Raw genomic sequence first — 18,324 nt, 5'->3', positions numbered from 1 at the left:
CTCACGGCAGCTGCGCGACGAAGGATGCCGAATTCGACACCGCGCCGAACACGCCGCCCTGCATCTTGATCATCTTGATCGCGGCGAGATGGTTGCCGTAATCGGTCGCGCCGCAGCAATCCTCCAGCATCACGCATTCAAAGCCGCGATCATTGGCCTCGCGCATCGTCGTGTGGACGCAGACATCGGTGGTGATGCCGGTCAGCACGATGTTTTCGATGCCGCGCTGGTGCAGGATCAGCTCCAGGTCGGTGGCGCAGAACGAGCCCTTGCCCGGCTTGTCGATGATCGGCTCGCCAGCCGCCGGATAGAGGTCGGGGATGATGTCCCAGCCGGGTTCGCCGCGCACGAGGATGCGCCCGCAAGGCCCGGGGTCGCCGATGCCGGCATTGATGCGGCGCGAGCGCCAGCGCTTGTTGGCCGGCAGGTCGGCGAGATCGGGCCGGTGGCCCTCGCGCGTGTGGATGATGGTGTAGCCCTTGGCCCGCATGGCTGCGAGCACCGACTTGATCGGCTCGATCGGCGCCCGCACCAGCGAAAGATCGTAGCCCATATGATCGACATAGCCGCCCGGCCCGCAGAAATCGGTCTGCATATCGATGATGATCAGCGCCGTATTGTCTGGCCGCAGCTCGCCATTATAGGGCCATGGATAGGGATCGGCATCGATGTAGCGCTGGGTGATCTCGGCTCTGGCGTTCATCGGAAAAACTCCAGTCATTTGGTGATCGACAATTCGCCCGGCGCGCCGGCAAGCGAGCGGCTCGGCGACGAGGTGGCGATCATGATGATGAGCGTGAGGATGTAAGGCGCGGCGTAGAAGAGATAGTAGCCCTGCGTCACCCCGACCGATTGCAGTGCCGGGCCCAGCGCGCCCGCACCGCCGAACAATAGTGCCGCGGCAAAGCAGCCAAGCGGATTCCAGCGCGCGAAGATGACCAGCGCCACCGCCATCAGCCCCTGCCCCGACGAGATGCGTTCGGTCCAGCTGCCGGGATAGTAGAGCGACAGATAGGCGCCGCCGATGCCGGCGAGCGCACCGCCGACACCTGTCGCAAGCAGGCGCACGGTGTTGGGATTGAGGCCCATGGCGCGCGCCGCATCGGAGCTGTCGCCGACGACGCGCACGATCAGGCCGGCACGCGTGTTGCGGAACGCCCACCACAGAAACACGGCAAGTGCCGCACCAATCAGGAACAGGATGTTGACGTTGAGCGCCGCCTGCACCTGCGGGATATTCGACCAGCCACCGAAGGCGATGGCCGGCAGGTCTGGTGCCGAGGGCTGGATGAACGGCTTGCCGAAGAAGAAGGCGAGACCGGAGCCGAACAGCATCAGCGCGATGCCGATGGCGATGTCGTTCACCCCGCGGAATTTGCAGATCCAGCCGTGGAACAGCCCGAAGCAAAGACCGGCACCTGCGGCAGCCAGCAGGCCGAGCCATGGCGAGCCGGTCATCACCGCGACGGCATAGGCGGTCATGGCACCGAAGACCAGCGTGCCTTCGAGGCCGAGATTGATGCGGCCGGAGCGCTCGGTGATGGCTTCGCCAAGCGAGACGAAGATGAAGGGCGTCGAAACGCGGATGGCGCCGCCGAGAATGGCGAGCGGCACGCCCCACAGGCCGATCTCGGTCGCGTCCATCAGGAGCCCCTCTTCCACAGATCGGGATTGAAGACCTTGAAGCGGCCGTAAAAGGTTTCGCTAAACAGGATGACGACGAAGAGCATGCCCTGCAGCACCAGCACGGTGGCGTCGGGCAGGTCCATGCGGCGCTGGATCAGCCCGCCGGAAGCGCCGATGCCGCCGAGCAGGAAAGCGACCGGGATGATGGCGAGCGGATTGTGGCGGGCGAGGAAGGCGACGAGGATGCCCGTATAGCCGTAGCCGGCGGCGAGCGAGGCGTTGGCGCTGCCTTGCACCGCGCCGACCTCCAGCATGCCGGCTAGCCCGGCAAAGCCGCCGGCGAGCCCGGTGAAGCCGACGATCAGCGGCCCGACGGCAAGCCCCTGCACCTGGGCCGCCCTGACATTGCCGCCGGCAATGCGGGCGGCAAACCCCCAGCGCGTCTTTTCGATCAGCAGCCAGGACAGGACGCAGGCGACGATACCGAGGACAAGGCCCCAGTGCACGTCCATGCCTGGAATGTTGCCGATGCGGTAGGTATCCGCCAGCGGCTCGGTCGAGGGTTTGTTGAGCGAGGCCGGATCGCGCAGCGGCCCTTCGACCAGATGGTTCATCACCGCGATGGCGATATAGGCCATCAGCAGGCTGGAGATGGTTTCGTTGACGGCGCGGTAGTGGCGGAGTGCGCCGACGGCACCGACCCAGATGCCGCCGGCGACCACGCCCGCCACGACCATCAGCAGGATGACCAGAAAAGCCGGCGCGCCATTCACTGCCACGCCGATGGCGGCGGCGGCAACACCGCCCAGCACGATCGCGCCTTCGCCGCCGATGACGACAAGGCCAAGTCGTGCGGGCAGCGCCACGCAGAGCGCTGCCAATAAGAGCGGTGCTGCCCGCGACAGCGAGTTCTGGATCGAGAACCACGAGCCGAAGCCGCCACGCCACATCGTCTCGTAGAGTTGCACCGGCGATTTGCCGACCAGCGCGATGAACACGCTGAACAGCGCCATGCCGACGATCAGCGCCGCGAGCGGTATGACGAAGGCTTCCGCCCGCCGCGCCGCCCATTCGAGCGCCGCCGGATAATTCCTGGCGCCAAACAGCGCCGGTGCGCCCGCAGTGCCGACCGTGTCTGCCATGGCCCCGTCTCCGATCCGGTTCAGGCGGTCGAACCGACGACGCCCTCGACCAGGTAGTCCATGCTTTCGAGTTCGAGCGCGGTCTCGACGAAGGCTTGGCCCTCGGTCGCGACGACGACGCCCTTGTTGCTCTTCAGCGGACCCTTGATGACGGAAAATCCGCCTTTCATCATTTCGGCCAGCGTGCCGTCGAACTGCTTGCGGGCGGCATCGCCGACGGCGGGGCCGAGCGGGCTCATCTTGACGAAGCCGTCGGCCAGGCCGCCGCGCGTGAAATTGGGCAGCGGTGTGCCGGCCACCAGATCGTCGACGAACATCTTGTAGACCTTGGCCCAGTTCCATTCCGCGCCGGTCAGGTATTTTTCCGGCGCCAGGGGGCTCTGGTTGGCATGATAGCCGCAGACGAAGGCGCTACGCCCGGCCGCCGTCTCGACCACCACCTTGGGGCTGTCGACATGACAGGTGATGACGTCGGCACCCTGGTCGACCAGCGCATTGGCGGCCTCCGCCTCCTTGACCGCCAGTGACCACTCGCCGGTGAAGATCACCTGGCAGGTGATGGTCGGGTCGACCGAGCGCGCGCCGAGCAGGAAGGAATTGATGTTGAGCAGCACCTGCGGGATCGGCTTTGCCGCGACGAAGCCGAGCTTCTTGGTCTTGCTGGTGTGACCAGCGACGACGCCGTTCAGATACTGGCCCATGCCGATATAGCTGAAATAGGAGCCGGCATTCATCGGATGCTTGTCCTTGCTCCACATGCCGCCGCAATGGCGGAACTGAACGTCGGGGAATTTCGCGCACATGGCGAGCATGTGCGGATCGAAATAGCCGAACGAGGTCGGGAAGATCAGCGACGCGCCGTCGAGATTGATCATCGATTCCATCGTCTTCTGGACGTCGACGGTCTCAGGCACGTTCTCCTCTTCGACCACGGAAATGCCTGCGATCGCCTTCAGCGTGGCAGCGCCTTCGGCATGCGCCTGGTTGTAGCCGTAATCGTCCTTTGGCCCGACATAGATGAAGCCGACCGTGGCCGTCGCGGCGAAGGCCCTGCTGATCGGAAACGACGCGGACGCAAGACCTAGCGCCGCTCCGACGGCGGAGGTCTTGAGCAGCTCGCGACGGCTAAGCATGAATTTCTCGGACATTGAATGCTCCCTCTATGGGGCCTTTGGGGCCGGTTAACACCTCAATGAAAGAAGTGTATGCAATCAGCATGCCAGTTTCAGAAATTGGATTTATTCAGCAATATCAATGAGCGTGCCGATGTGGACTGCACAAAGCCGGAGCAATTGCATACACTTTTTGCCTTCAAAATCGCCAATTTGACATGAAGGCTAAAACATAGGCATACAGAGCTGCGGAGGAATCGAAGCCGGTGAGTGGCTTGCGGCTCTAGCGAAAAGACTGGACGGAGGAGACGTGTCGGGAAAGCGCAATTTGATCAGGTCGGGCACGACCGTCGATCAGATGGTGAGGGCGATCAGCGACCGGATCGTCACCGGTTTCCTGCGTCCCGGCGAAAAACTCGACGAAGCCTCGCTCGCCGCCCGCTTCGACGTCTCACGCACGCCGATCAGGGAAGCACTAGGCCGGCTCAGTGCTATGGGACTGGTCGAAAGGCGGCCGAACCGCGGCGCCACCGTCGCCGTGGTGACGCAGGAGCACCTCGCCTCGATGTTCGAGAGCATGGCCGAGCTTGAAGCGATCTGCGCGCGGTTCTCGGCAGAGCGCATGACGGCGGGCGAGCGCCGCACGCTGGAGGCCGAGCACCAGGCCTCGGCGCGCTTGGTGCAGCTCGGAGCCGAAGAAGAGTATGAGCTTTTCAACACCCAATTCCACACCCGGCTCTATCGCGGCGCGCACAGCAAGCACATTTATGAACTGACCGTCATGACCCGCAGCCGCCTGGCGCCGTTCCGGCGCGCGCAGTTCATGCTGCCCGGCCGGCTGGCCCAGTCATGGCAGGAACATGACGCCATCGTCACCGCAATCATGCGCGGCGACAGTACGGCCGCCGGAACAGCCGCCAAGGATCATGTCTCGATCGTCAGCGAGGCGAGCGCCGTCTTTGCCATCGGCGATCGCCCCAAAGGCAAGGCCGAGCCGGTCCCGACATCGGCTTCCTAGAGCATTTTGCAGCCAAGGGGATCACTTGGCGTCGCAGAAAATGCGGCTAAACAAACAGATAAGAGCGGGATGGCCGTTGAACGCATCCCGCTCTAGCCCTCAATCGACCAGCACGGCGACCACGGCAGCGCAGTCGCCGGCCTTGACCAGCCCCGGAAAATGCCGCGCCGCCAGCAGACCGGACATTTTGGCCCGGATCTCCTGCGGAGCGCCGCCGGTGCGGCCTATGGAATGGATACGTGCCAGCACCTGGTTCTCTGCCACTGGCTCGCCGAGATCGATCATCGTTTCGATCATCCCGTCGTCCTCGGCGAACGAGAAGCAATCGCCGGACGGCATGTCGAGCCAGCGGGTTGGCTGCATCTCGACCGCGCCGGCGACGATGCCGGCATGGCGCAGCACGTTGAGCACGCCCCGACGGGCGATCCGCACCGTTTCCGCGCGCGAAGTCCCGCCGCCACCGAGTTCGGTTGTGATGAACAGCTTGCCCATCTCCTCGGCGGCAGTGTCGAACATGCCGACCGCATCGATCTCCAGCATCTTCATCGACCAGGGCGCGGAGAACGCTTCGACCGCCGCGAACCCTTTCGCTTCCAGCACCTTGTCAGGTCGGATGTGGGCGGCGCAGAACGGCACGAAGTCGAGCGTCTTGCCGCCGGAATGGAAGTCGAGCGCGATGTCGGTGCGAGGCAGAAGTTCGCGCTGGAAATAATCGGCGATCTTCTCGGTCACCGTGCCGTCGGGCCGGCCGGGAAAGCTGCGGTTGAGATTGCCCTTGTCGATCGGCGAGGTGCGGGTGCCGGCGCGGAACGCCGGATAATTCATCGCCGGCACGATGATGACCGTGCCGCTGACTTGCTTCGGGTCGAGCGTACGGGCGAGATTGTAGAGCGCCAGCGGCCCCTCATACTCGTCGCCATGATTGCCGCCGGTCAGCAACGCGCTCGGCCCCTTGCCGTTGCGGATGACGCAGATCGGGATCATCACCGATCCCCAGGCGGAATCGTCGCGGCTGTAAGGCAGGCGCAGGAAACCGTGCTGCACGCCGTCGCGCTCGAAATCGACGGTCGGCGTGATCGGTGACGGGCGAAGGCTGGACATCGGGCTCAATTCTTCACCACCAGTTTGCGCGGCACATTCGCCAGGCACTCGACGCCCGTCTCGGTGATCAGGATGGATTCGGTGATTTCCAAGCCCATCGTCTCGAGCCACAGGCCGGTCATGAAATGGAAGGTCATACCGGGCTTCAACTCGGTGCGGTCGCCTGGGCGCAGGCTCATCGTGCGTTCGCCCCAGTCCGGCGGATAGCTAAGCCCGATCGGGTAGCCGGTACGGTTGTCCTTGACGATGCCGTATCTCTTCAGCACCGCGAAGAAGGCGTTGGCGATGTCCTCGCATGTGTTGCCGGGCTTTGCGGCGGCAAGTCCCGCCTCCATGCCTTCCAGCGTCGCCTTTTCGGCGTCGAGGAACTCCTGCGTCGGCTTGCCGAGGAAAACGGTGCGCGACAGCGGGCAGTGATAGCGGTTGTAGCAGCCGGCGATCTCGAAGAAGGTACCCTCGCCCGATTTCATCGGCCGGTCGTCCCAGGTCAGGTGCGGCGCCGATGCGTCGGCGCCCGACGGCAGCAGCGGCACGATCGCCGGATAGTCGCCGCCGACGCCGTCGACGCCGCGCGTGCCGGCATCGTAGATCTCGGCGACCAGGTCGCATTTGCGCATGCCGACTTCGATTTTGTCGACGATGCGCTGGTGCATCGCTTCGACGATGCGGGCGGCTTTGCGCATGTAGTCGATTTCGGTCGGGCTCTTCACCGCGCGCTGCCAATTGACCAGCGCCGTGGCATCGACGAAGCGGGCATTGGGCAAGTGCTTCTGCAGCGATGCGAAGGCAGCGGCGGAGAACCAGTAATTATCCATCTCGACACCGATGCTGAGCTTCCCCCAGCCGCGATCGGAGAGCACGCCGGACAGAAAATCCATCGGATGGCGCTCGGTCGACTGCACGTAGTTGTCGGCATAGCCGACGATGTTGTCGTGCGCGAGATAGGCGGTGCGCTTGGCGCCGTTGGCGTCCTGGCCGCGCCCGTACCACACCGGCTCGCCCGACGGCGGCACGATGACGGCCTGGTGCACATAGAACGACCAGCCGTCATAGCCGGTCAGCCAGGCCATGTTGGACGGATCGCTGACAATCAGCAGATCGACGCCCTTGGCCTCCATCGCCTTCCGCGTCTTGGCGAGGCGCTCCGCATATTCACCCCGCGAGAATTTCAAATTTGGCTGCATTGTTCTTGGTCCTCGTTTGTTGGGCCTTGCGGCCAGCATCAGCTTTCGAAAATCGTACCGGTCTTGGCCGCACGCGCCCGGTCGCGGGCGAGCGTGGCGATTGCCGTGTCCTGCACGCCTGTGCCCGTCAGATCGGCAATGGTGATGTCGCTGTCCGAGCGCCGGCCATGCCCTTCGCCGGCGATGATGTGGCCAAGCTCGGTGATTTCGGCATCGGCCCCCATCACGCCCGCCGCGATAGCATGGTGCAGTTCGCCCAGGCGCCGCGTCTGCTTGGCGCTATCGGCGACGTAGAGATCGGCCATGCGCAGGATCGCCGGCGCGATCTCGTTCTTGTGCTCGGCATCCGAGCCCATGGCAGTGATATGCTGGCCGGCGGAGACGAAGCCGGGCTTGATCAGCGGCTCGGTCGACGGCGTCGTGGTGACGATGACGTCGGCATCGGCCGCAGCCTTTGCCGCGTCGGGCTCGGCGTGAACGGCGATGCCCAGTCTTTCGGACAATGCGTCTGCCGCAGCTTCGGCCTTGGCGGCATCCCTTGCCCAAATGCGGGCTTCCGTGATTGGCCGCACCAGCATCAGCGCCTCGAGCTGCAGTCCGGCCTGAACACCGGCGCCGAAGATCGCGGCAACGGAGGAGTCCGCCCGCGACAGATGTTTGGCGGCGACCGCACCGGCGGCGGCGGTGCGGATGTCGGTGAGATAGCCATTGTCGAGCAGCAGCGCCTCGACCAATCCGGTTTTGGACGACAGCAGCACCATCATGCCGTTGACGCTGGGCAGGCCGAGCTTCGGATTGTCGAAGAAACCTGGGCTGATCTTGATCGCCAAACCGTCGATGCCCGGCACATAGGCGGTCTTGACGTCGACCTCGCCGCGATGCTCTGGAATGTCCAGCCGCAGGATCGGCGGCATCGCCACCGGCAAGGTAGCGAGCGCCCGAAACGCGTTCTCGACGCAGGCGACGGCATCAAGATCGAGCTTCACGATCTTGCGCAATTCAGCTTCGGTGAGGATCGTCATCCGGCTCATGCTGCGCTCTCCGCAATTGCTTCGCCGCAGATGATCTTGCGGTGCAGTGCCATGTCGATGTTGCGGCCGGACAGCACGAGCACCGTCGGGCCGCTCGCCCTGACCTTGCCGGCAAGCACGGCTGCGATGCCGACCGCGCCGGCGCCTTCGACGATCTCGCGCTCCTGTTCATAGGCATGGCGGATGCCGGTGGCGATCTCGTCCTCGCTGAGCAGGATCACATCGTCGAGCAAGTCGCGACACATCGAGAAGGTCAGCCGGTTGTCGAGGCCGATGCCGCCGCCGAGCGAGTCCGCCAGCGTCGGCAGTTCCTCGACCAGCACCGGATGCCCGGCGTCGAGGCTCGCCTTCATCGCCGCACCGCGCGCCATTGAAACGCCCATCACCTTCGTCGCCGGGCTGACGCCCTTGACGGCAGCGGCAACGCCCGCCGCCAGTCCACCGCCAGACAGCGGCACCAGCACAAGGGCGGCATCAGGAACCTGTTCGATGATCTCCAGCCCGAGCGTGCCTTGCCCGGCGACAATGGCAGGATGGTCGAAGGGCGGCAGCATGATCAGCCCGTCTTCCGCGACCAGCCGTTCGACCTCCCGCTGCGCATCGTCCTGGCTGTTGCCGACGATGCGGATCTCGGCGCCGAGCCGGCGGATCTCGTCGAGCTTGTTCTGCGGCACCAGCCGCGACATGCAGATCGTCGCGTGGATGCCTTGCAGTTGTGCGGCATAGGCAAGCGCCCGGCCGTGGTTGCCGGTCGAGGCGGCGACGACGCCGCGCGCCCTCTCCTCTTCTGTCAGCGAAGCGATAGCGTTCGAGGCACCGCGCAGCTTGAAGGCGCCGGTGGTCTGCCGATGTTCGAGCTTGAGATAAACAGGAGCGTCCAAGTGCTGGGAAAGACTCCGGGAAGGAACGGTCGGCGTACGTTCGATCTTTTCTGCGATGCGCTCGCGCGCGGCGCGGATATCGGGGAGGCTTATCTGGGAAGCGGTCATGGCTCATCAATCAGTTCAACGGCAGCGTCATCAGACGGCCGAATTCAGGGCGCGGCTCGTCGTCGTCGCAAAGCCGCAGGCAATTCCAGGCCGTCGCCTGGTTGCTGGTGACGACGGGGCGGCCGATAGCCTCTTCCATGCCGACAACTGCCGCCGCCGACCGCAGCGCCGTGCAGGACACGAACAGCGCGTCGGCCTGCGAGGCCATCGCATCACGGGCCAGATCGACCAAGGATTTCGGCACAATCCGCGCCATCTCGCGATCATCCTCGAAGCCGAGGCAAGTGAAGCTGGCGATTTCGAAACCATGCTCGGTGAAATAGGTCGCCATCGGCCGGCTGGTCTCGACCGTATAAGGGGTAAGGATGCTGATCGTCCTGGCGCCCAGCGCCTTCAGGCCGCGCATCCCGGCCATCGGCGGCGTGACCACCGGCGCGCCGGGCTTGGCGGCCTGCACCGCCGCCTCGATTTCGGCATCGCCGATCACGACGGAGGCCGAGGTGCAGGAATAGCAGATCGCGTCGAGCGGCTCGTCGGGCAGGATGAGGGCCGCGGCCGCCGTCAGTGACGGCTGCATCTTGCGCAAATTGTCCGGCGTCGTCGGGTTGGCATAGGGAATACGCGCGACATAGATGCCGATACGATCGCTTGCCACCATGCGGTGAAAATCCGGTTCGCTGGTATGGTCGGTGGCAAGGATGATCAGGCCGACCCGCTTTTCCAGCGGACGCGCATCGAGCGGCGGCCGGACCGAGCGCAGGCGGATATCGGGTGCAGCGCTCATCGTTCGATCCGCCCATAACGGTGTTCCAGCCAGCGCAGCAACACCACCGAGAACAGGCTGATGGCGAGGAAGAAAGCGCCGACCAAGGTGATCGGTTCGATATACCGATAATAGGTGTTGGCGACGCTCTTGGCCTGGTTCATCAGTTCCAGCACGGTGATCGCCGACAGCAGCGGCGTCTCTTTGAACATGGCGATGAAATAATTGGCAAGCGCCGGGATCATCGGCGGGATCGCCTGCGGAATGATGATGTGCGTCCAGGTCTGTGTGGCATTCAGATTGCAGGCCTTGGCCGCTTCCCATTGGCCGCGCGGCACATTGTCGATGCCGGCGCGGTAGACCTCGGCCGTGTAAGTGCCGTAATGCAGTCCGAGACCGATGACGCCCGCCACCAACGGCGGCAACAGGACGCCGAAATCCGGCAGCACGTAGAAGATGAAATAGAGCTGCACCAACAGCGGCGTGCCACGGATGAACTCGGCAACGAAACCGACGGTGCGCGACAGGGCCCGGTTCGGCGAACGGCGCGCCAACGCAATGCCCAGCCCGACGACGGCCGCCAGCACCGAGCCGAGCAGCGTCGCCAGGATGGTGATCTTCACTCCCTCGATCAGCGTCGGCAGGATCTGCCGGACAAAATCCCAATCCCATTCCATTAGCAGGCCCGATCCATCATAGGCGGACCCCGTCCAGGCCACGAGCCATACGGCGTTCCAGCGACCGCACGCCCCAGGAGATGAGCAGCGCCAGAACGAAATAGATGACGAGGATGGTGCTGAACGGCACCAGTGTATTGCCGGTTTGCGAGCGAACCACCTGCGCCTGGAAGGTCAGGTCTGCAAGCGAGATCAACGAAACGACGGCGGTGGCCTTGAGCAGCTCGATGGCGTTGTTGCCGAAGGTCGGCAGCATCACCAAAAGCGCTTGCGGCAGGATGATATGGCGCATGGCTTGCCAGCGGCCGAGATTGAGCGCGGTGCAGGCCTCATATTGTTCGCGGCCGATCGACTTGATGGCGCCGCGCACGACTTCCGCCGCATAAGCGCCGACATTGAGGCCCAGCGCCAGCACGCCGGCCTGCAGCGGCGTCAGCGAAATGCCGGCGAAAGGCAGCACGAAATAGGCCCAGAACAGCTGCACGAAGATCGAGGTGCCGCGGAAGAACTCGATATAGGCGGTGGCCAGCGCGCGCAGCACGAAGAACCGCGACAGCCGCCCCAGCCCGGCAAGAAAGGCCATGACCAAGGCCAGCACCGACCCCATCAGCGTCAACTCGATGGTGACGAGTGCTCCTTGCAATATCAGGCCGAAATAGCCGGACCATTGGGTCATTGGGTCGAGAGTTTCCGCGTTGAATGTCCAGCGAGACGTTGGCTTCAGCCTCCTTCTCCCCGTTCACGGGAAAAAGATGCCGGCAGGCAGATGAGGGGCAGAGCCAGCTTGGCAGAACTTTGTGCTGCCCCTCATCCGGCCCTTCGGGCCTCCGTCTCTCCGTGAACGGGGAGAAGGAAGACCCGCCTATTTCGCCGAGCAGAGCTTGTCGCGGCTCGTCGACATTGCCGCCGCCGCCGAGAAACCGTAAGGCTCGATGATCTTGGCGAACTCGCCGGACTTCTTCAGTTTCGCCAGCTCGACATCATAGGCGTCGCGCAGCGCTTCGTCGCCCTTCTTGAAGGCTGCGCCGTCGCAATAGACCGGCGCACCGACCACCGGCGCGATGACTTCGAGGTTCGGATCATTGGCTTTCTTGACCAGGTCGTTGATCGACAGCACGGGCAGTGAATAAGCATCGATGCGGCCGTCCTGCAGCATCTTCAGGCCGCTCTGGCCGTCCGGCACGACGATGACGCGCTCGCGCGGCACACCTGCGGTTAGCGCCAGCTTTTCCTCGGTGCCGCCACCCGGTGCGCCGATCGTCGCGCTGGTGTCCTTGGCGACGTCCTCGTAGCTCTTGAAGCCTTTCGGGTTGCCCTTCTTCACCAGCATCGCCTCGGCGTCGCACAGCACCGGTTCCGAATAGGCGACCGCAGCGCAACGTTCCGGCTTCATGAACAGGCCGGCGGTGACGACGTCGAAACGGCCGGCCTGCAAGCCGGGGATCATGGCGCCATATTCCGAGATCGAGGCGACGATATCGTTGACGCCAAGACGTTTGAAGATTTCACGGGCAACGTCAGGCGCCGCACCCGAAACCTTGCCGTCGGCAGCGACCGCCGTATAGGGCGGCTCGTTGGCGATAGCGACGCGGGCAAAGCCTTGCGCCTTGAGCTCTTCGAGCTTGCTGTCATCGGCCGAGCCGGCCGTCGAGGCGGCCAGCACCGCCGCCAGCGCAATACCGGCGACGCCGGCCAAAATGGCAAATTTCTTCATTGTTCCCAACTCCTTGTTTGTCTGTCTTCTTGGCTTGCTTGAGGCGTCGCCGCCTCGCATGGCAGTCAGACCCGATGTCCGGCCGCAATGATCTTCTTCAGGAAACCTTGCGTACGCTCCTGTTTGGGATGGCGGAAAATCTCGTCGGGCTTGCCTTCCTCGACTATTCTGCCGCGATCGAAGAACAGCACCCGGTCGGCGAAGTCATGGGCGAAACCCATCTCGTGGGTGACCAGCAGCATGGTCATGTCGGTCTCGGCGGCGAGCTTGCGCATGACGTTGAGGACCTCGTCGACGAGCTCCGGGTCGAGCGCCGAGGTGACCTCGTCGAACAGCATGATCTTCGGCGACAGCGCCAGCGCGCGCGCAATCGCGACGCGCTGCTTCTGTCCGCCGGAAAGCTGCGCCGGCATCGCTTTGGCCTTGTCGACCATGCCGACCATGTCGAGCAGTTCCATCGCCCGCTTTTCGGCGGCGGCCCGCGGCATGCCTTTGGTCAGCATCGGTGCCAGCGTCACATTGTCGATGACGCATTTGTGCGGAAACAGATTGAACAGTTGGAAGACCATGCCGATCTTCTGGCGCATCTTTGCCAAATGCCGTTCATCGGCCGTCAGCAGCCGGCCGTTACGCTCCATGTGGTACAGCTGTTCGCCATCGACCTGGATGTGGCCGCTGTCGATGCGCTCAAGCGTCATCAGGATACGCAGGATCGTCGTCTTGCCCGAACCCGATGGGCCGATCAGCGCCAGCTTCTCGCCGGGCATGACTTGCATCGAGAGGCCGTCCAGCACCTTGAAGGTGCCGAAGCTTTTCGAAATGCCGTCGATCTTGATGATGGGCGCCGACAATGAATTTCCCGTGCTGGAGAAGCTATGCCTTTAACGATGCGGATCGCAGCAAATCATGTCAATCAAGAAAATAGTATCATGACAATATTTCGAACTCCGCACAATTCCCCGCCATTTGTTGCCTAGATGGCAAGCAGGAGATGCTCGGGATCGCCGAGCAGAAGCTTTGTGACAACGCCGAGACCGGCACGCAGTTCCCCCTCCGTGGTCGAGCCCAGCGAAATCCGGACGGCTGGATGCCAAGGCATCTGCGAAATGCGAAACGACGTGCCGGGCGCAATCGCCACGCCCTGCAGGCGCGCCTGGGACACAAAGCTTTCCTCGCCGCGATCCTCGGGCAGCCGCAGCCAGACGTGAAGCCCGTCGCGATGAGCGCGATAATCCACCCCGGCAAGCACCTCGGCGGCGATGTCCAGACGCCGCCGCAAAGCCAGGCGCTGCCATCGAACGAGTTCCATCGCGGTGCCGTCGGTCACCCATTTGCTGGCGATCTCGGCCACCATCGGAGTCGCCATCCAGTTCGAGACCAGGTGGCGGTTGGCAACCGCGCCGACATAACGATCGGGTGCCGCGAGATAGCCGATGCGCAGGCCGGGCACCACGATCTTGGTGAAGGAGGTGACATAGAGCGTGCGCTCGGGGGCAAACGCCGCGACCGGCGGCGGCCGGTCCTCGACCAGCGGGCCGAGCACATCGTTCTCGATGATGGCGATGTCGTGCCTGCGCGCAACCGCCGCGATCTGCTCGCGCCGGGCGGCATCCATCAGCGTTGCCGTCGGGTTGATCACCGAGGGCTGCACGAACACGGCGCGGATGTCGGACAGCCGGCAGGCCGCGTCGAGCGCTTCCGGGATCAGCCCATTGTCGTCGATCGGCAGACCCTCGAGATTGAAGCCGAGATAGCGCGCCAGCGGGATCAGCGTGTGATGGCCGATCGCTTCGGTGGCAACGGTCGAACCGGGCGGCGCCACGCTCATCAGCGCTACCGTCATACCGGCGGTGGCGCCGTTGGTCAGGCTGATGTTCTGCGGCGACGCGTCGAGCCCGCAGAGCCGCAGCCACTCGACACCCACCGCGCGGTGGCGCGGGAACACCATGTTCGGCCTGAACGACAGCGCCGAGCTCGACGGCAGGTTTTCGGCGAGCCAGCCCAGTGCCTGCCTCAGCCGCTCCAGATGCATCGGTTCGCAGACCGGCTTCAGGATGGAGAGGTCGATGACCTCGCCCAGCCGCTCCGGCAGATAGGGCGGCTCCGGCTCGCGGCGCTGCGTCTGCACGAAGCTGCCGCGGCCGACCTCGCCGGAAACCAGCCCGCGGCGGATCAATTCCTCGTAGGCGCGGCTGACCGTCTGCACGGAAAGTTTCAGATCGTCGGCCAGTTGCCGGTGCGTCGGCAAGCGCGCGCCATTGGCCAGACGCCCGTCATGGATGGCCCGCGCGAACTGGTCGGCGAGCGATTGATACGCCGGCCGCCGGATAAGAGCGGGATCTGGTCGCCAAAATGTCATGACTTATTAGAGATCGAAATCAGTGCAATTGACAATCGAAATAATGCGCCGTCATGGTGTCGGGCACTGGAAGTGGGTGATCATGGCTGCAGCGAAACTCGATCCGATCGATCTCAAGATCCTCGACGCCATCCAGCGCGACGGGCGCATCACCAAGCTGGCGCTGGCCGAGAAGGTCGGCCTGTCGCCGACGCCGTGCTGGATGCGGCTGCGCAAGCTGGAAAAGGCCGGCATCGTCTCGGGCTACCATGCCAGGATCGCCATGCGCGCCATCTCGCCGGTCGCTACCGTGCTGATGGAGGTGACGCTGGCAAGCCACCGCCAGGCCGATTTCGACCGCTTCGAGCGCGTCATCCGCGACATCCCCGAGATCGTCGCCTGCTGGTCTGTCGGCGGCGGCGTCGATTACCTGCTGAAGGTGATGGCGCGCGACATCGACGCCTATCAGCGGCTGGTCGACACTCTGCTCGAACGCGAGATCGGCATCGACCGCTATTTCACCTACATCGTCACCAAGACGGTAAAGGAGGAGAGCGTGCTGCCAGTGGTGGATCTGTTGCCGGCATCTTCCTGATGCCGGAGAGATCGTCTGGCTGGGCAGGGCAATAGAGACAATCTCTCTACGTGCAGGCACGCAAACAGCCTCTCTGTTTGCGCGGCAGAGATAGTCTTGCGGCATCACCCGAACCGGGAGCCCGATGATGTCCGCACATTTTGCCCGCTCGCACCGCCATGAAGCACTTGATCGCCTCGCCGACCGACGGCTGCTGCGCGAACTCGCCTATGTCGCTGGCCACTGGACGGCGAGCGAGACCGCGGAGAGTTTCGAGGTAACCGATCCGGCCACCGGATCCACCGTCGCTTTTGTTGCCGCGCTCGATGCCCGGCAGACGACATTGGCGATCGATGCGGCATCGCGCGCCTTTCCTGCTTGGCGCGCATCGCTGCCGCAGGAAAGGTCGAAAATCTTGCGAAAATGGTTCGATCTGATCGTCGCCGCCAAGAATGACCTGGCTCTGCTGATGACGCTCGAACAAGGCAAGCCGCTGAAGGAATCGCTCGGCGAGATCGACTATGCCGCCTCTTTTGTCGAATGGTATGCCGAGGAGGCCAAACGTCTCAACGCCGAAAGCGTCACCAGCCATCTGCCTGATACCGAGATGATGGTGCGGCGCGAGCCGCTTGGCGTCGTCGGCGTCGTCACGCCGTGGAATTTTCCAGCGGCCATGCTGACCCGCAAGGCGGCTGCCGCCCTTGCCGCCGGTTGCACGATCGTCGCGCATCCTTCCTCGGAAACGCCGCTGTCGGCACTGGCGCTGGCCGAGCTTGGCGAACGCGCCGGCCTGCCGGCCGGCGTTTTCAACGTCCTCACCGGCAGGGCTTCGACTATCGTTGGGCGGATGTGCGAAGACCCGCGGGTTCGCGCCATGAGCTTCACCGGCTCGACCGAGATCGGCAGGCTGATCGCCGCACAGAGTGCGCCGACGATGAAGCGGCTGGTGATGGAACTCGGCGGTCATGCGCCGCTGATCGTCTTCGCCGACGCCGATCTCGACAAGGCTGTCGTCATTGCGGTCGACGCGAAATTCGCGACCTCCGGCCAGGACTGCCTCGCCGCCAACCGCATCTATGTCCAGCGCCCGCTCTACGATCGGTTCTGCGCTGCTTTCGCCAAACGCGTCGAGGCATTGCGGACCGGCAATGGCCTGGCTGACGACACCGAAATCGGACCCTTGATGCACGAACGCGCCGTCAAGAAGGTCGAGGAGCAGGTGGCCGATGCGCTCGCCAAAGGCGCGCGCTGCCTGACCGGCGGCAAGCGCCATCCGGCCGGTCCGCTGTTCTACCAGCCGACCCTGCTGGCCGATGTTGACGACGACACCCTGATCATGTTCGAGGAGACCTTCGGTCCGGTCGCCGCCGTGACGCCCTTCGACAGCGAAGAGGAAGTCGTCGCCCGCGCCAATGCCACCGAATACGGCCTCGTCGCCTATGTCGTCACCGAAAACGGCGGTAGGCAATTGCGCATTGGCCGCGCGCTCGACTATGGCATGGTCGCCATCAACCGCGTCAAGATCACGGGCGCGCCGATCCCTTTCGGCGGCGTCAAGCAGTCCGGCATCGGCCGCGAGGGCTCGCGTCACGGGCTCGAAGCCTTTACCGATCTCAAATATCTCTGTCTCGACGTGGCGTGAGCCGCGCCCGACACTTTCCCTGAGGAGTTAAAAATGCTCGACCAGTCAAACGAACTCGCCGCCTGGGACCGCGATCACTTCTTCCATCCCTCGACCCATATGGGAACCCACGCGCGTGGCGAGAGCCCGACCCGTGTGATCGCCGGCGGCGAAGGCGTCACCATCTGGGACAACAACGGGCGCAAAAGCATCGATGCCTTCGCCGGGCTCTACTGCGTCAATGTCGGTTATGGCCGCCAGAAGATCGCCGACGCCATCGCCGCGCAGGCCAAGAATCTCGCTTATTACCATGCCTATGTCGGGCACGGCACCGAGGCGTCGATCACGCTGTCCAAGATGATCATCGACCGCGCGCCGCAAGGCATGTCGAGGGTCTATTTCGGGCTCTCCGGTTCAGACGCCAATGAAACCAACATCAAGCTGATCTGGTACTACAACAACGTGCTCGGCCGGTCCGAGAAGAAGAAGATCATCTCGCGCTGGCGCGGTTATCACGGCTCCGGCATCATGACCGGATCGCTGACCGGCCTCGACCTGTTCCACAACGCCTTCGACCTGCCGCGTGCGCCGGTCCTGCACACCGAGGCGCCCTACTATTTCCGCCGCGCCGACCGTTCGCTAAGTGAAGAGCAGTTTTCGCAATACTGCGCCGACAAGCTCGAGGAGATGATCCTCGCCGAAGGGCTGGAAACGGTCGCCGCCTTCATCGGCGAGCCGATCCTCGGCACCGGCGGCATCGTGCCGCCGCCAGCCGGCTACTGGGAGAAGATCCAGGCGGTGCTGAAGAAATACGACGTGCTTTTGATCGCCGATGAAGTAGTCACCGGCTTCGGCCGATTGGGTACCATGTTCGGCTCCGACCACTACGGCATCAAGCCCGACCTGATCACCATCGCCAAGGGCCTGACCTCGGCCTATGCGCCGCTCTCCGGCGTCATCGTCTCCGACAAGGTGTGGCAGGTGCTCGTCCAAGGCTCCGACAAGCTCGGCTCGCTCGGCCATGGCTGGACCTATTCGGCGCATCCGATCTGCGTGGCCGCCGGCGTCGCCAACCTGGAACTGATCGACGAGATGGACCTGGTGCGGAACGCCGGCGAGACCGGCGCCTATTTCCGCGCCGAGCTGACGAAAGCCGTCGGCGGCCACAAAAACGTTGGCGAGGTGCGCGGCGACGGCATGCTGGCGGCAATCGAGTTCGTCGCCGACCGGGACGACCGCGTGTTCTTCGACGCCTCGCAAAAGATCGGACCGCAGGTCGCGACCACCCTTGCGGCAAGCGGCGTCATCGGCCGCGCCATGCCGCAGGGCGACATTCTCGGTTTCGCGCCGCCGCTCTGCCTGACACGGCAAGAGGCCGACATCGTCGTCTCCAAGACGGCCGACGCGGTGAAGAGCGTGTTTGCCAGCATCTGA

At 64.0% G+C, this 18,324-nt stretch carries 18 protein-coding genes; 4 read left to right on the top strand and 14 right to left on the bottom strand.

The annotated features are described in order from the left end of the window. Position 1 precedes the first annotated feature (1 nt). Genes biuH through NKJ13_RS19790 form a run of 4 tightly spaced genes read right to left on the bottom strand, consistent with a single transcriptional unit; the run spans position 2 to position 3,916 of the window. Complete coding sequence (gene biuH, locus NKJ13_RS19805) at positions 2–703, bottom strand: biuret amidohydrolase (RefSeq protein ID WP_352576462.1); 702 nt, start codon at positions 701–703, stop codon at positions 2–4. Positions 704–717: 14 nt separating this feature from the next. Beyond that, entirely contained in the window at positions 718–1,644 is a 927-nt protein-coding gene (locus NKJ13_RS19800; RefSeq protein ID WP_352737350.1) for an ABC transporter permease, read from the bottom strand. Then, complete coding sequence (locus NKJ13_RS19795) at positions 1,644–2,768, bottom strand: ABC transporter permease (RefSeq protein ID WP_352778036.1); 1,125 nt, start codon at positions 2,766–2,768, stop codon at positions 1,644–1,646. The genes NKJ13_RS19800 and NKJ13_RS19795 overlap by 1 nt, the downstream gene beginning before the upstream one ends. A 20-nt stretch (positions 2,769–2,788) precedes the next feature. Further along, entirely contained in the window at positions 2,789–3,916 is a 1,128-nt protein-coding gene (locus NKJ13_RS19790; protein ID WP_352778034.1) for a BMP family ABC transporter substrate-binding protein, read from the bottom strand. A 322-nt stretch (positions 3,917–4,238) separates the two neighbouring features. On the opposite strand from NKJ13_RS19790, the gene NKJ13_RS19785 reads away from it, so the two are divergent. Further along, positions 4,239–4,898, top strand: a complete 660-nt coding sequence (locus NKJ13_RS19785) for a GntR family transcriptional regulator (protein ID WP_352737393.1) — start codon at positions 4,239–4,241, stop codon at positions 4,896–4,898. A 99-nt stretch (positions 4,899–4,997) separates the two neighbouring features. Here the strand turns inward: NKJ13_RS19785 and doeB are convergent, their stop codons facing one another. From doeB to ehuR, 10 genes are all read right to left on the bottom strand, one after another. Next, entirely contained in the window at positions 4,998–5,999 is a 1,002-nt protein-coding gene (gene doeB, locus NKJ13_RS19780) for a N(2)-acetyl-L-2,4-diaminobutanoate deacetylase DoeB (protein ID WP_352737347.1), read from the bottom strand. A gap of 5 nt (positions 6,000–6,004) precedes the next feature. Next, positions 6,005–7,183 carry an ectoine hydrolase DoeA gene (doeA, locus tag NKJ13_RS19775; RefSeq protein ID WP_352737346.1) on the bottom strand — a complete coding sequence of 393 codons (1,179 nt, stop codon included), beginning with the start codon at positions 7,181–7,183 and terminating at the stop codon, positions 6,005–6,007. Between the two features lie 38 nt (positions 7,184–7,221). Further along, positions 7,222–8,214: a cyclodeaminase gene (locus NKJ13_RS19770; RefSeq protein ID WP_352778032.1), complete on the bottom strand. Its 993-nt coding sequence runs from the start codon at positions 8,212–8,214 to the stop codon at positions 7,222–7,224. Beyond that, positions 8,211–9,203, bottom strand: coding sequence for a hydroxyectoine utilization dehydratase EutB (gene eutB / locus NKJ13_RS19765; protein ID WP_352737344.1), 993 nt, complete (start codon positions 9,201–9,203; stop codon positions 8,211–8,213). The genes NKJ13_RS19770 and eutB overlap by 4 nt, the downstream gene beginning before the upstream one ends. A 10-nt stretch (positions 9,204–9,213) precedes the next feature. Continuing rightward, positions 9,214–9,987 carry an ectoine utilization protein EutA gene (eutA, locus tag NKJ13_RS19760; RefSeq protein WP_352737343.1) on the bottom strand — a complete coding sequence of 258 codons (774 nt, stop codon included), beginning with the start codon at positions 9,985–9,987 and terminating at the stop codon, positions 9,214–9,216. Further along, positions 9,984–10,643 (bottom strand): ectoine/hydroxyectoine ABC transporter permease subunit EhuD, encoded by a 660-nt coding sequence (gene ehuD / locus NKJ13_RS19755; RefSeq protein ID WP_254819480.1) that lies wholly within the window; start codon positions 10,641–10,643, stop codon positions 9,984–9,986. Before ehuD ends, eutA begins: the two co-directional genes overlap by 4 nt. Positions 10,644–10,659: 16 nt before the next feature. Next, positions 10,660–11,319, bottom strand: a complete 660-nt coding sequence (gene ehuC, locus NKJ13_RS19750; RefSeq protein ID WP_352507092.1) for an ectoine/hydroxyectoine ABC transporter permease subunit EhuC — start codon at positions 11,317–11,319, stop codon at positions 10,660–10,662. A gap of 186 nt (positions 11,320–11,505) precedes the next feature. Then, a complete protein-coding gene (gene ehuB, locus NKJ13_RS19745) occupies positions 11,506–12,357 on the bottom strand; it encodes an ectoine/hydroxyectoine ABC transporter substrate-binding protein EhuB (RefSeq protein ID WP_254819482.1) in 852 nt (283 codons plus the stop codon). 65 nt (positions 12,358–12,422) lie between these two features. Then, positions 12,423–13,208: an ectoine/hydroxyectoine ABC transporter ATP-binding protein EhuA gene (ehuA, locus tag NKJ13_RS19740; protein ID WP_352524912.1), complete on the bottom strand. Its 786-nt coding sequence runs from the start codon at positions 13,206–13,208 to the stop codon at positions 12,423–12,425. Positions 13,209–13,330: 122 nt separating this feature from the next. Next, the gene (gene ehuR, locus NKJ13_RS19735) at positions 13,331–14,716 is read right to left on the bottom strand and encodes a MocR-like ectoine utilization transcription factor EhuR (RefSeq protein WP_352737342.1); all 1,386 of its coding nucleotides are present in this window, start codon (positions 14,714–14,716) and stop codon (positions 13,331–13,333) included. A gap of 82 nt (positions 14,717–14,798) precedes the next feature. On the opposite strand from ehuR, the gene NKJ13_RS19730 reads away from it, so the two are divergent. The 3 genes from NKJ13_RS19730 (at position 14,799) to NKJ13_RS19720 (ending at position 18,324) form a co-directional block, all read left to right on the top strand. Next, positions 14,799–15,290 (top strand): Lrp/AsnC family transcriptional regulator, encoded by a 492-nt coding sequence (locus NKJ13_RS19730; protein ID WP_352737341.1) that lies wholly within the window; start codon positions 14,799–14,801, stop codon positions 15,288–15,290. Positions 15,291–15,417: 127 nt separating this feature from the next. Next, positions 15,418–16,911, top strand: a complete 1,494-nt coding sequence (locus NKJ13_RS19725) for an NAD-dependent succinate-semialdehyde dehydrogenase (RefSeq protein ID WP_352737392.1) — start codon at positions 15,418–15,420, stop codon at positions 16,909–16,911. Between the two features lie 33 nt (positions 16,912–16,944). After that, on the top strand, positions 16,945–18,324 hold the full coding sequence (locus tag NKJ13_RS19720) for an aspartate aminotransferase family protein (protein WP_352737340.1): 1,380 nt from the start codon (positions 16,945–16,947) through the stop codon (positions 18,322–18,324).

This window comes from Mesorhizobium sp. M0174, from assembly GCF_040322275.1.
In the GTDB taxonomy this organism is placed as follows: Bacteria; Pseudomonadota; Alphaproteobacteria; order Rhizobiales; family Rhizobiaceae; genus Mesorhizobium.
The sequence above is the reverse complement of the archived record's forward strand: the minus strand, read 5'-3'. Positions and strand labels throughout refer to the sequence as shown.